The following is a 13,121-nucleotide window of genomic DNA, read 5'->3' as shown; positions in this document are numbered from 1 at the left end:
GCCGGTCCGGCCACGGCGGATCGGGGCGCGGGGCCCGGCGGCCAGGACCGGTCCGGTGCTCCCGGGCCCCGACGTGTTCGGGCGCCGGGCGCGGCTTTCGCCGGGGCACCGGGCCTCCTCCCGAACCGGGCCTGTGGAAAACGGGTGTACCGTCCCTTCGGTCACCTAGCGTTAGTGATGGAGGCGCGACCGGTCCGAGGTCCGCCCCGGCAACGCGCACACCAACCGAAGGGGCGGCCCGTGGTCGAACGCAGAGCCCTCGACATGGACTCGCTCGCGGTCAGCGACCGGTTCCGTCTGTTCAACTTCACCCGTCGCGACGACCACGTCACCTACCTGTGGATCCTGCGGGCCATGGACCGCCTGCGCGAGGTCCACCAGGTCCAGGTGGCCCCCGACGACGTCGCCGAGGCCCTGCGCGAGCTCGCCCGGTCCCACGACGGGGTGCCCGTGCCCGACCGGAGCCTGCGCGACCGCCTGGACGAACTGCACGCCGACCGCGTCGTGCACCGCTTCGACGACGCCTCGCGGGCGGGCAACCTGGCCCGCTACCGCAACCGCCAGTCGGTCTACCAGTTCAGCGAGCTCGGCTACCGCGCCTACCAGTCGGTCGAGAACCTGCTCGGCGCCCGCATCGAGGACGTCAACCTGTCCCGGCTGGTCTTCTCCGAGGTCCTGGACGACCTGCGCGCCCTGGCCGAGGCCAACCGCACCGGCCGGGCCGAACAGGTCTACCGCAGGCTCGCGCGCCTGGACGCGGTCATGGAGGACATGGGGCGCCGCTCCGCCCAGTTCCACGTCACCCTCGGTGAGATCCTGCGCTCCACCGACACCTCCCCGGACATCTTCCTGCGCCACAAGAACGCCCTGCTGGTGCACATGAGCGACTTCATGGCCGAACTCGACCGCTACCTGCCCCGCCTGGACCGCGCCGTGCGCGAGGTGGAGGAGACCGGGCTGGCCACGCTGCTCTCCCGCGCCGCCGACTCCGACGAGCGCCTGTTCATGGAGCGCGACGAGCGCCTGGCCGACTGGCGGCGCCGCTGGCGGGCCCTGCGCGCCTGGTTCGCCTCCGACGACGCCATCCCCGCGCGGGCCGCCGAACTCCACGCGGCCACCCGGTCGGCCGTCTCGGGCGTCATCGCCCTGCTGCGCCAGATCACCGAGGCCCAGCGCGGCGGGGTCAACCGCTCCACCCAGCTGCGCCACCTCGCCGAGTGGGTGTTCCACACCCCCGACGACGGCGCCGCGCACGCCCTGATGGGCGCCGCCTTCAACGTCCGCTCCGCCCGCCACCTGGGCGCGGCCCACGACGACGAGGAACAGATCCCGCCCAACACGACCTGGTGGGACGCCCCCGGCGTGGAGGTGTCGGTCACCCTGTTCCGCAGCGGCAACGCCCCCAACGCGGGCGTGCCCAAGCCGGTGCGGCGCAACCCCGGCGCCCAGGCGCGCCTGCGCGGACAGCAGGCCGCCGGCCGGGCCGCCGAACGCGAGGCCGCGGCCCGCCTGGTCGACCTGGGCGCCCACGGCCGGGTCCTGGACGAGACCGACACCCGCGTCCTGCTGCGCCTGGTCACCCGCGCCCTGGAGTCGCGCAGCGTCGTCGCCGGACGCCTGTCCTCGGCCAGCGGCGAGGGCGACGGCACCATGGTCCGCCTGGTCCCCGACCCGGCGGGCAGCACCGTCCACACCAGCCAGGGCCGCATCCACCTGCCGGGCCTGCGCCTGGAGGCCACCGGCCACCGGCCCCGAACGAAGAACACCTGATGCCCCGACTCTTCGCCCGCACGGTCGCACCCGCCGATCTGGGCTCCTACCAGCAGGCCATGCGCCGCGTCCTGACCTGCGACCTCATCACCGCCGCGCGCCCGCGTCCCGGAGTCCTGGACCAGGTGCTGCGCTGGGCCGACGAACTCGCCTCCGACCTGGAGCGGCTCTTCGGCTACACCCTGGTCGCCACCACCGACCACGTGCGCCTGGTCCGCGAACTCGACGCCCTGGACCCCACCCAGCGCCAGACCTTCTCGCGCCGGGGCAAACCCTTCGACCGGCGCAGACTCGCCTACCTGTGCCTGGTGCTGGCCGCCTTCCAGCGCTCCCAGATCGAGATCAGCCTCGCCGACCTGGTCGCCCGGTTCACCCCCGCGGCCAACGCCGTCGGCGGGCTGGGCTACGACCCCACCGACGGCGCCCACAAGGCCGCGCTGGTCGACGTCGCCCACTGGCTGGTGGACCGCGGCGCGCTCCACCTGTCCGACGGCTCCCTGGAGGCGTGGGCTGCGGGCGGCGAGCAGGGAGACGCCCTGTTCGACATCGACCACGAGGTGTGCGAGCTGCTGTTCCGTCCGGCGCGCCCGGTCCAGCACCTGGGCAGCGTCGCCGGGCTGCTCGCCGACCCGCTCACCGAGGCCTCGCCGCGCGAGCAGGCGGCCCGGCGGGCGCGGCGGCTCCTGGTGGAGCGGCCGGTCGTGTACTACGCCGACGTCGAACCGGCCGTGGCCGCGGTCCTGCGCGGCCGGGGCGTGGCCGAGGACCTGGCCCGCGCCACCGGGCTGAGCGTGGAGCGCCGCGCCGAGGGCGTCCTGCTGGCCGACCCGGCGGGCACCTTCACCGACCGGCCCTTCCCGGGCCGGGGCGGGGCGGTCAACCGCACCGCCGGGCTGCTGCTGGCCAAGGTGGCCGACCTGCTGGAGACCTCCCTGGCCGCGCTGGTCCGGCTCCAGGTGCCCCCGCACGCCGACGACCAGGCCGAACTCGTCCGGCTCGTGGACGCCGGTCTGCCCCGCGACGGCGTCGTGGCCGACCTGGCCTGGACGCTGGAGCCCGCCGGGGAGCGGGAGGAGGCCGCGGCGCTGCTGGAGGTCCCCCTGGTCGAACGCGGACGCTGGGAGACCATGATCCACGAGCTCTACGCGGAGTTCGGCGCCGCCTCCTTCGGCGGAGCCTGGCAGCAGGACCCCTACGGGCTGCTGGACGCCGCCCTGACCCTGCTCGCCGAACTCTCCCTCATCCGGCCGGTCCCCGGCGGCGCCCTGGTGCTACCCGCCGCCTCCCGTTACCGCAACATCCAGGGCGCGCTGCCCGAGCGCGCCGACGGGGGACAGCTGCCCCTGGGGCTGACCGAACCCCCGCCGGGGGAGCGGGGCCCCACCGGGGCAGCCGACACCGAGGGCACCGCGGACGCCTCCTCCGACGCCCCGCCCGACACCGCCCCCGCAGCCGCCTCCACCTTCTCGGAAGGAAAGTAATGTCCCCCAGGAGCGACCGATTCCGGCCCAGCCGCGCCGGCGTGATCAACGTCTGGGACTACGTCGACGAGGAGTTCGTGTTCGCCGACGGGCGCCTCGTCCTGCGCGGACACAACGGCTCGGGCAAGACCAAGGCGCTGGAGGTCCTCTTCCCGTTCATCCTGGACGGGTACACCGACGCCCGCCGCCTGGACCCCTTCAGCGGCCAGAACCGCACCATGAAGTCCAACCTGCTCTACCGCGGCCAGGACTCCGAGTACGGGTACGTGTGGATGGAGTTCGCCCGCACCGGCGCGGAGGGGGAGGGGACCGAGACGGTCACCCTGGTCATCGGCCTGCGCGCGCACCGCCACCGCGACGGCGTGACCCCCTCCTTCTTCGTCACCGACCAGCGCCTGGGCGTGGACTTCGGCCTGCTCGCCACCGACGGCCGTCCGCTCACCGAGCGCCAGCTCAAGGGGGTGCTCGGCGAGGACGCCTTCCGCTCCACCGCGGCCGACTACCGCCGCGCCGTGGACGCGCGCCTGTTCGGCCTGGGCGAGCGCTACGTCCAGCTGCTCGACCTGCTCCTGGCGCTGCGCCGCCCCCTGCTGGCCAAGGACCTGGACCCCGAGAAGGTCTCCGAGACCCTCACCAGCGGCCTGAGCCCCCTGGACGAGGAACTCGTCGACCAGGCCGCCCGCGACTTCACCAACCTGGCCGCCGTCCAGCGCCGCTTCGACCAGGCCACTACAGCGCACACCGCGACCACGGCCTTCGTCGGGGAGTACGCCGCCTACCTCACCGCCCACGCCCGCCACCGTCTGGCCCGCGTGCACACCGCCACCGGCCAGACCGCCGAGCAGGCCCGCGCTATCGCCGAGGCCCGCGACACCCGCGAGCGCGCCACGCTCACGCACGCGGCCGCCACCGACCGGGCCGAGGAGCACGACGCCCGAATCCGTCGGCTCGCCGCGCGCAGGGGCGGACTGGAGGCGAACGAGGCCTTCCGCAGCCACGCCGCCCTGGAGATCGAACGCGCGCACAGCGCCGAGAACGCCCGCGCCCTGGCCGAACAGCGGGCCAGACTGGACGACCAGGCCGGGGAGGTCACCGCCCTCCACCGCGAGGCCGACCGGGTCGCCGCCGACCTCGAACACGGGCGGGCACACGCCGCCGAACTGGCCGCGGAGCTGGCCGAGAACGCCGCCCAGGCCGGGCTCGACCACGACGGGGAGGGCCCCGCCGACACCGGCGACGACCTGTCCGCCACCGCGCGGGCGCGCGCGACCGCCCGCCGCGCCGACGTGGCCGCGGTCCGCGAGCGCCTCGCCGAACTCGCCCGCGCCGAGACCGCGCGCGGCACCGCCGAACGGGCCGCCGCCCAGGCCGAGGACAGGCTCGGACGCGGCGAGGCGGAGTGCGCCCGCGCCGCCGACGACCTGGCCGCCGCCCGCGCCACCGCCGCCGACGCCCTCACCGCCTGGGCCGCGCACTGGGCCGAGGGCCCCGCGCCGGTCACCGACGACGCCTGCGTCGCGGCCCTGACCGAGGCACTGGAGGGCGTCGGCCGCCCCGGCACCCCCACGGTGTCGGAGGTCTACGGCGAGCACACCGACCAGCAGCGCCTGGACGCCGCCGCGCACACGCGCACCCTGGAGACCGACCGGGACCGGCTCGGCGCCGAGATCGACCGCCTCACCCGTGAGCGCGCGGACATCGCCGCCGAACGCGACGACGCCCCGCCCGCCGACGCGCTGCGCACCGCCTCCCGCGAGGGGCGCCCCGGCGCCCCGCTGTGGCAGCTGGTCCGCTTCGCCGACGCGGTGGGCGAGGACGAGGCCGCCGCCGTCGAGGGCGCCCTGTACGGCGCGGGCCTGCTCACCGCCTGGGTGCACCCCGACGCCGACGCCACCCGCGCCGCGCTCGCCTCGGGCGGGGCCGACGCCTACCTGCTGCCCGCCGAGGGTGTGGCCGCGCCCGAGGGCCCCACCCTGGCCGACGTGCTGGTGCCCGAGCAGCAGGACCTGGTCCCCGAGCACGTCATCGCCCGCGTCCTGGCGTCGGTGCGCCTGGTCCACGACGGCGACGCCCCGGCCGGCTTCGCGGACGCCGTCCAGCCCCCCGGGGCGGCCGCTGCCGGGGGTGCCGCCGACGCCGCGGGCACGGGGGGAGCGTCGGCGCACACCGTCAGCACCGGCGCGCGGTTCGCCCAGGGGGTGCTGGTGGGCGTCAGCCCCAAGGCCGCCCCCGAGTTCATCGGCGCCACCAACCGCGCCCACCGCCGCCTCGAACGCCTGGCCGAGTGCGACGCGCGCATCGCCGAACTCGACGAGCGGCGCGCGCGGGTCGCCGAACAGCTCGACCGGGCGGGCGAGCTCCTCAAGGCCTTCACCCGGGCCCGCGCAGCCCTGCCCGAGACCGCCACGATCGACCGGGCCGTGCGCCGGGTCGAGCAGCAGTCCACCCTCCTGGCCTCGGCGCGGGCCGAGAGCGAGGAGCGCCGCCGCGACTTGGACGCCGCGGTCGCCGAGGCCGACGCCCACCGCCACCAGGTGCGCGCGGTGGCCGCCGAACGCGCCATGCCCGCCCAGCCCGAGGCGGTGGACGCCGTCGCCCGCGCCGTGGACGACTTCCTGGAGACCGCGCGCCGACTGCACTCCGCCCGCGCCGAGGTCGACCGGCACACCGCCGACCTGGACGGCCGGAAGGAGACCCTGGACCGCCTGCGCGCACGGCTGGAGGAGGACCGCGAACGCCACGAGGAGCGCACCCGCGAGCACGAGCGCGCCGCGGCCGAGCTGGCCGCCAAGCAGGAGGGCATCGACGCCCCGGTCCGCGAGCTCATGGCCGAGCTCGAACAGGTCAAGGAGGAGCTGCACCGGGCGCGTGAGGAGCACCAGGCCGCCCAGAAGGAGGCCGCGGCCGCCAACGAGGCCATGATCCGGGCCGACGAGAAGCTGGAGGGCGGGCAGCGGGCCCTCACCGACTCCCTCGCCGCTCTGTTCGAGCAGGCCGACGCCTTCGCCGCCCTCACCCATCCCGACCTGCGCGCCACCCTGGGCGTGGACACCGCGCACGCCTGGCCGGACCGGCGCTCCTGGCCCGCCCCCGAGGAGGCCGCCGAACAGGTCCTGGCCGCGGCCTCCGGCGACCCGGAGGCCGCCGTGCGCGCGGTCCTGCCCGGCCACGCCGGGCAGCTGCTCGACGCGTTCACCGCCGTCGTCGGCTCCGGGACTCCGGTCACCGACGGCGACCTCAAGACCGTCTCCACGCGCATCTCCAACGCCCTGCGCACCTTCCAGGACACCCTGGGCGGCGACGCCGAGGGCTACCGGGTCGACCACGAACTCGGGGTCAGCGGCGTTATCACCGTGTTCGTCAACGACGAGACCGGCCGCAACCCCGTCTCCGCCTTCGCCCGCGTCATCGCCGAACGCGTCGAGGAGCAGGGCGCGCTCCTGCGCGAGGAGGAGCGCGGGGTGCTGGAGGACGAACTGCTCACCGGCATCGCCCAGCAGATCCACGAGCGGGTGCGGGTGGCCCGCGACCTGGTCGTCAGAATGGACGGCGACACCCGTTCGCGGCCCATGTCCTCGGGCACCCGGATCGGCATCCGCTGGAGCCGCTCGGACCGCGTCACCGAGCACCAGGCCACCGCCGCCCGCCTGGTCCGGCGCGACACCGACGAGCTGGGCGCCTCGGGGCTGACCCGGCTGCGCGAGGTCCTGCGGGAGATGATCCGCGAGCACCACGCCGCCCACCCGCGCGCCACCTACAAGCAGGTCCTGTCGGCGGTGCTGGACTACCGCACCTGGTACCGCTTCGAGCTGCGCCTGGCCGTGCCGGGCCAGGAGGAGGCCAAGCTCACCAGGAACAAGCACGAGCAAATGTCGGGCGGCGAGAAGTCCGCCGCGATCCACCTGCCGCTGTTCGCCGCCGCCAACGCCCTGTACACCTCGGCCGCGCCCACCTGCCCCCGGATGGTGGCCCTGGACGAGGCCTTCGCCGGGATCGACGACCGCTACAAGCCCGAGCTCATGGGGCTGACGGTCACCTTCGACCTGGACATGTTCATGACCGGGCACGACCTGTGGGTGCACTACGACAGCGTGCCCATGGCCGCCCACTACGACATGCACCACGACAAGGGGGCGCACACCGTCTCGGCGATGCTCATGCTCTGGGACGGCACCCAGACCGTCGACGCCGACGCCGGGTTCTCCGGCAACGAGGAGCTGGCCGCGCGACTGCTGGGCATCACCCCCAGCCGGTTCGCCCCGCTCTCCTCGGCCGGAACCCTGCTGGAGGACGCCGACGCCTGAGCGGTCCCGGCACGGCCCCGGCGGCCTCCTCCCGAAGGCCCGCCGTGGCCGTGCCGGGAAACAACACATCCGTGCAACACCGCTCGTACTTCACTCGGGGTCGACAAGGACCCCACACATCGCGCACGCGATGCCCGGAAGGTGAAGGATGAGCGCAGTGACGAAGCGGGAGACGCTGGAGGGCCTCCCCGCCGGAGACGCGGACGGGCGTCCCCGCCGCCCGCTCGGCCGCGGGCGGCGGCCCCGGTACTGGTTGGCCGGGGCCCTATGCGCCGCGGCGGCCCTCGCGCTGGCGGCCTGGTCGGTGAACGTGCTGGTGCCGGAACGAGAGGAGAGGACCTTCACCGCTGAGGACGGCGCCCTTCCGGACGACCTGTCGGTCACCGCCTTCGACACGCACTACCCCTCGATCGCCCGCCTGGACGGCGCGCTGCTGGAGGCCGTGCAGGAGGCGTCCCGCGACGCCCTGGAGGACGGGATCGTCCTCCACGTCACGTCGGGCTGGCGCAGCGGGGAGTACCAGCGGCACCTGCTCGACCAGGCCATCCTCAACTACGGGTCGCGCGAGGAGGCCAGGAGGCTGGTCAGCACCCCGGAGGAGTCCAGGCACGTGACCGGGGAGGCGATCGACATTGGTCCGACCGACGCCGCCGACTGGGTCGTCCGCCGCGGCTCGGCCTACGGGCTGTGCCAGGTCTACGCCAATGAGATGTGGCACTTCGAACTGCTCACCGAGCCCGGCGGGGACTGCCCCGCCATGCTGTCCGACGCCGCGGGTTAGCGGCGGAACCGGGCGGGGCTCCGCGCCCCGCCCGCGCGCCGGATCAGCCCTTCTCCGGGCCGCCCGGCCCCGAGCGCAGCCCGAAGGGCACGCCGAAACCGGTCAGCCAGCCGTCCTCGGCCAGCAGGCGGAACACCTCGTGGGTGACGTCGTGGTCGGGCGCCTGGCGCGGCGGCCACCCGAAGGCCCCGGCCACCGCCGACCAGCTGGGACCGTGCCCGTGCTCCTCCCGGTATTCGTCCACCCAGCGGGACACCCGCTCCCCGCGGCCCGAGACCAGCTCACGGGCGCGGTCGGCCACGGGCACGTCCAGCGGCGTGGTCGCCGGTGCGGTGTCCGGCGGCGTCGGCTCGGGGAGGGGCACGTAGGCCAGCGGCAGGGTGACCTCGGTGAGGCGGGCCACCACGGCGCCGCCGTCCACGCCCAGGCCCTCGACCCAGGAGATCTCCGTCAGCCACGCCAGCAGTTCCGCCAGCTCGTCGGTGCCGGACAGGGCGCAGGAGGTCACGATGTCCGCGGCCGGGACGCGGATGCGGCCGTCGGGCTCGGCCCACAGCGCGAGGTAGGCCCCCACGAGGCGGAGCCGGTTGGGCTTCTTGCGCATCTTCTTGTGGGCGAGGGTGCGCGAGAGCCAGCCCGAGGCCCGCGAACGGACGCCGTTGCCCAGCTTCCAGGTGTTGCCGTCCAGGCTCGGCAGGTCGCACCGGGCCGGGTTCGCGGCGTCGGACTCGATCACCGTCTCCGGCGTCGTGCCCAGCCACCCCGAGGAGGTCAGGTCGCTCAGGGCGGCGTGGGCGTCCTCCAGGCGCAGGATGCGCAGGTCCTGGGCGGTGAAGTTCGCCCAGCCCTTCAGCGCGCCCCGCAGGGTGAAGGTGAGGGCGAGCAGGCGGCTGTCGGGGGAGGAGCCAGCGCCCTCGGAGGCCACGCGCTCCCACAGCTCGCGGAAGAACTCCGCGTGGTGGGGGCCCATCCGCGGCACGCGCCTGCGGTCGGCCGGGATCTTCTCCTGGGGCCTGCGCCTGGCCTCCTCCAGGGCGCGCTTCCTCGCCTTCTTGGCCTTCTTGGCTTCGGAGTTGGTCAGCCGCTCGGGCGCGCCCCCCGGCGGCACGCTGATGCCCTGCTCCTTGCAGCGCGCGCACTCCATGGCCGCGGCCAGGTCCTCGTTGGGCCGGTGGAAACGGGGCTGGGGGATCTCGTCGGGAAGGGGATCCCGCACGTCGCTGGTGGCGGTGTGCTGCGTCATGGTCAGGAGCGTAGCGACGAAAGCTCTTCCGTGTCCGGCGTCCGGCGGATTCGCGCCCCGGGCTCACCAGGAACGCAGTTCGAAGGCGGCCGACCCCGGCCCGGTGCAGCCGTGCGGACGCCAGGAGGCGCCGCCGACGGTCGCCCAGCGGCAGGCCATGCCGCCGACGCCGACCGGCGCGGAGAAGAACTCCTCGGTCCCGGGGGTGAGCCGGGGACGCGCCGTCAGCAGCGTCGAGGCCACGGGCACGGCACGCGCGCACGGCATGGTCCAGGACACGGTGACCACCCACCACTGGCCCCCCTCCTCGCCCACCCGGCCGCAGACGGGCGTGACCAGTTGTTCGGTACGGCCGGGCCACCACGGGCCCGCGCCGTCCGCGTCCTGCCCGGAAGCGGCGGTCAGGGGAACGGGCAGGTCGGCGGGCCGGTCCAGCAGGGTCGGCTCCAGCTCCAGGCGGGCCCCGGGCACGGTGAACTCCACGCGGGCGGGCAGGCCGTCCCCGGTCAGCTCCACGCGGCCGGTGCCCTCCCGGGGCAGGACGCGGCCCAGGTCCAGGTCCCAGGCGGCCAGGTCGCCCTCCAGGACCGGACCGGCGTCCGCTCTGGGAGCGCTCCCGGAAGGGGCCCGCGCCAGGTCCGGGTCCGCGGCCAGGGAGGTCAGCAGACCGGAGAGCAGCCCGGGTCCGTAGTCCTCGGCCGGGAACAGGGCGGCCCGCTCCCGGGGCCCGGCGTCGGCGAGGAGTTCCTCGACGGCCGCGGAGCCGCCCGGTTCGACGTGGAGGAAGGGGCCGTCGCCGTTGACGATGAGGCCGTACCCCAGGTCCGCGTCCTCCGGCTCGATGCTCAGGGCGCCGCTGACCGCCGTGTGGCGCACGGTGAAGCGGGTCGCGCCCCCGGGCCACACCTGGTGGACGGCGTCCGCGTCGGCCCCCTCGTCGCCGCCCCCGGCGGGGGTCCGGGTGACCCGCACGACCAGACCGGGGCTCGCCTCGACCGCGGCCGCCGCCCGCAGCAGCGCCTCGGCCGGATCCTCGCGCGGGTGGGCGTCGTACACCAGGTAGCCGCCCGCGACGGCGAGCGCCGTGCCCACGGCGGCGCTGACGGCGGCGACCGCCCTGGTGGGCATCCTCATCCGGACATCGTGCTCGAAACGGGTGGGGCTGTCAAAGGTGGCCGTCCGCCGCACTCCCCCCGTGCTCCGCCTGGTCGGGAGGCCGCGGGCGGACCGGGCCCCCGGCCGGGTCGGAGGAGTTCGCCGCCCCCTTCCGGGGCAGGAACAGGGCCATGGGCGACATGGTGCTGATCAGGCACGGACAGACCGAGTGGAGCCGTACGCGGCGCCACACCGGACTCACCGACATCCCCCTGACCGAGGAGGGGGAGCGGCAGGCGCGGGCGCTGCGCCCGCTGCTGGCCGCGCGCGAGGTCGGGCGGGTGGTGACCAGCCCGCTGCGGCGGGCCGCGCGCACCGCCGAACTGGCCGGGCTGCGCGTGAGCGAGACCGACCCCGACCTGACCGAGTGGGACTACGGCGGTTACGAGGGGATCACCACCGCCGACATCCAGGTCGGGCGTCCCGGCTGGTACCTGTGGCACGACGGGATCGTGCCGGGCGGCCCGGGGCATCCGGGGGAGAGCGTGGAACAGGTCGGGGACCGCGTCGACCGGGTCCTGGCGCGGCTGACGCCCCTGCTCGACGGCGGGGGAGGGGCCGACGTGGTGCTGGTGGCGCACAGCCACGTCCTGCGGGTGCTCACCGCGCGCTGGCTGGGCCTGCCGCCCGCCGAGGGGGCGCTGTTCCGGCTGGAGACGGCCACGGTGAGCACGCTGGGCCGCGAGCACGGCCGTCCCGTGCTCACATCGTGGAACGTGCCGACCTGAGCGGAGGGCTCCAGGCGCCGGGACCGGGGATCTTGTGGTCGGAGGACTTGACAGAAGTCACAAAGGCCTATTGGCTAGGCCACTAGCCTTATGGCCCAGATCACAGCCCCAACTGTCCCTCTGATCGGTATGTCATGACCCCTCAGCTTCTCACCATCCTCGTCCTCTTGGCGATGTTCGTCATCGCCACCGTCCTGCCGATCAACATCGGCGCGCTGGCCTTCGTCGCGGCCTTCATGGTCGGGCTCCTGGTCCTCGGGATGGACGCCGACGCGGTCCTCGGCGGGTTCCCCGCCGACCTGTTCCTCACCCTGGTGGGCGTCACCTACCTCTTCGCCATCGCGAAGAACAACGGGACGATCGACCTGCTCGTACGCGGCGCCACCCGCATGGTCGGCGGCCGGGTGGCCGCGATCCCGTGGATCATGTTCGGCATCTCCGCCGTGCTGACGGGTGTGGGCGCGCTCGGCCCGGCGGCCGTGGCGATCGTCGCGCCGATCGCGCTGAGCTTCGCCGCCCGGTACCGGATCAACCCGCTGCTGATGGGCATGATGGTGGTCCACGGCGCCCAGGGAGGCGGGTTCTCCCCGGTCAGCGTCTACGGCGTGACGGTGAACGGCATCGTCGCCGACAGCGGGCTCTCGGTCTCCCCCATCACGCTGTTCCTCGGCAGCCTGGTCTTCAACCTGGGCATCGCGTTGATCCTGTTCGTCTCGCTGGGCGGCAACCGCCTCTTCGGCCTCCGCGCGCACGAGGCCGAGGCCGTCACCGAGGCCGCCCGCACCTCCGGCGGCTCGGACTCCGGATCGGTCGCGCTGGCCACCGGCGGCCCCGCCGACACCCCCGCCGCGAGCGGGGCGGCCGACGGCGCCGCGGCCGGGAGCGGCGGCACCGCCTCCGAGAGCGCCCCGGTCCGGTTCGAGCAGATCGCCACCCTGGTGGGCATCGTCGCGCTGGGCGTCCTCGCCCTGGGCGTGGGCCTGGACGTCGGCTTCGTCGCCCTGACCGTCAGCGTGGTGCTGGCGCTGATCGCGCCGCAGTCGCAGAAGGACGTGCTCTCCCAGATCAGCTGGTCCACGGTCCTGCTGATCACCGGCATGCTGACCTTCGTCGGCGTCATGGAGAGCGCGGGGACCATCGAGTACGTCGGCGACGGGGCGGCCAGCCTGGGCGCCCCGCTCCTGGTGGCGCTGCTGCTGTGCTACATCGGTGCCGTGGTGTCGGCCTTCGCCTCCTCGACCGCGATCCTGGGCGCGACCATCCCGCTGGCCATACCGTTCCTGCTCATGGGCGACATCAGCGCGACCGGCGTGATCGTGGCCCTGGCGATCTCCTCCACCATCGTCGACGTCAGCCCCTTCTCCACCAACGGCGCCCTGGTGCTGGCCAACGCGACCGGGGTGGACCCGTCCCGCTTCTACCGTCAGATGCTGATCTACAGCGGCATCGTGGTCCTGGTGGGCCCGCTGGTCGCCTGGGGTGTGCTGGTGGTGCCGGGGCTGCTGTGACGGCAGTGCCTTTCAAGGGCAGTCGGGGCCGCTCGGCGGCCCCGGGAACGCGGGGGGTCCGGTTCGTTTTCCGGACCCCTCCGCGCCCGCCGGCGCACGTCTCCGCCGCCCCGTGGCCGGGGAGGCGGTGCCCAGCCGGTTCGAAGGCCAG

Annotated in this window: 8 protein-coding genes; 6 read left to right on the top strand and 2 right to left on the bottom strand. The window is 74.8% G+C overall.

The window, feature by feature from the left end; translation table 11 throughout:
• Positions 1-240: 240 nt before the first annotated feature.
• From ACSTA4_RS17865 to ACSTA4_RS17850, 4 genes are all read left to right on the top strand, one after another.
• Positions 241-1,770: a TIGR02677 family protein gene (locus ACSTA4_RS17865; RefSeq protein WP_248770922.1), complete on the top strand. Its 1,530-nt coding sequence runs from the start codon at positions 241-243 to the stop codon at positions 1,768-1,770.
• Entirely contained in the window at positions 1,770-3,251 is a 1,482-nt protein-coding gene (locus tag ACSTA4_RS17860) for a DUF2398 family protein (RefSeq protein WP_444960259.1), read from the top strand. Before ACSTA4_RS17865 ends, ACSTA4_RS17860 begins: the two co-directional genes overlap by 1 nt.
• On the top strand, positions 3,251-7,555 hold the full coding sequence (locus tag ACSTA4_RS17855) for a TIGR02680 family protein (protein WP_444960258.1): 4,305 nt from the start codon (positions 3,251-3,253) through the stop codon (positions 7,553-7,555). Before ACSTA4_RS17860 ends, ACSTA4_RS17855 begins: the two co-directional genes overlap by 1 nt.
• Before the next feature lie 148 nt (positions 7,556-7,703).
• Complete coding sequence (locus ACSTA4_RS17850) at positions 7,704-8,336, top strand: M15 family metallopeptidase (protein WP_444960257.1); 633 nt, start codon at positions 7,704-7,706, stop codon at positions 8,334-8,336.
• 43 nt (positions 8,337-8,379) lie between these two features.
• Here ACSTA4_RS17850 and ACSTA4_RS17845 read toward each other — a convergent pair whose 3' ends face one another.
• The gene (locus ACSTA4_RS17845; RefSeq protein WP_444960256.1) at positions 8,380-9,579 is read right to left on the bottom strand and encodes a hypothetical protein; all 1,200 of its coding nucleotides are present in this window, start codon (positions 9,577-9,579) and stop codon (positions 8,380-8,382) included.
• 63 nt (positions 9,580-9,642) lie between these two features.
• Complete coding sequence (locus ACSTA4_RS17840; protein WP_444960255.1) at positions 9,643-10,713, bottom strand: hypothetical protein; 1,071 nt, start codon at positions 10,711-10,713, stop codon at positions 9,643-9,645.
• A 152-nt stretch (positions 10,714-10,865) separates the two neighbouring features.
• Here ACSTA4_RS17840 and ACSTA4_RS17835 point away from each other — a divergent pair, with 152 nt between their 5' ends.
• Together ACSTA4_RS17835 and ACSTA4_RS17830 are read left to right on the top strand one after the other, a co-directional pair.
• Positions 10,866-11,462, top strand: a complete 597-nt coding sequence (locus ACSTA4_RS17835; protein ID WP_444960254.1) for a histidine phosphatase family protein — start codon at positions 10,866-10,868, stop codon at positions 11,460-11,462.
• A gap of 134 nt (positions 11,463-11,596) precedes the next feature.
• A complete protein-coding gene (locus ACSTA4_RS17830) occupies positions 11,597-12,970 on the top strand; it encodes an SLC13 family permease (protein ID WP_444960253.1) in 1,374 nt (457 codons plus the stop codon).
• The last annotated feature ends 151 nt before the right edge of the window (positions 12,971-13,121 follow it).

The sequence above is a fragment of the Nocardiopsis sp. M1B1 genome (assembly GCF_052466615.1).
The sequence above is the reverse complement of the archived record's forward strand: the minus strand, read 5'-3'. Positions and strand labels throughout refer to the sequence as shown.

Coding starts and splice junctions, on each gene's coding strand:
- ACSTA4_RS17860 (WP_444960259.1), top strand. CDS start 1,770: ATGCCCCGACTCTTCGCCCGCACGGTCGCACCCGCCGATCTGGGCTCC.
- ACSTA4_RS17855 (WP_444960258.1), top strand. CDS start 3,251: ATGTCCCCCAGGAGCGACCGATTCCGGCCCAGCCGCGCCGGCGTGATC.
- ACSTA4_RS17850 (WP_444960257.1), top strand. CDS start 7,704: ATGAGCGCAGTGACGAAGCGGGAGACGCTGGAGGGCCTCCCCGCCGGA.
- ACSTA4_RS17845 (WP_444960256.1), bottom strand. CDS start 9,579: ATGACGCAGCACACCGCCACCAGCGACGTGCGGGATCCCCTTCCCGAC.
- ACSTA4_RS17840 (WP_444960255.1), bottom strand. CDS start 10,713: ATGAGGATGCCCACCAGGGCGGTCGCCGCCGTCAGCGCCGCCGTGGGC.
- ACSTA4_RS17835 (WP_444960254.1), top strand. CDS start 10,866: ATGGGCGACATGGTGCTGATCAGGCACGGACAGACCGAGTGGAGCCGT.
- ACSTA4_RS17830 (WP_444960253.1), top strand. CDS start 11,597: ATGACCCCTCAGCTTCTCACCATCCTCGTCCTCTTGGCGATGTTCGTC.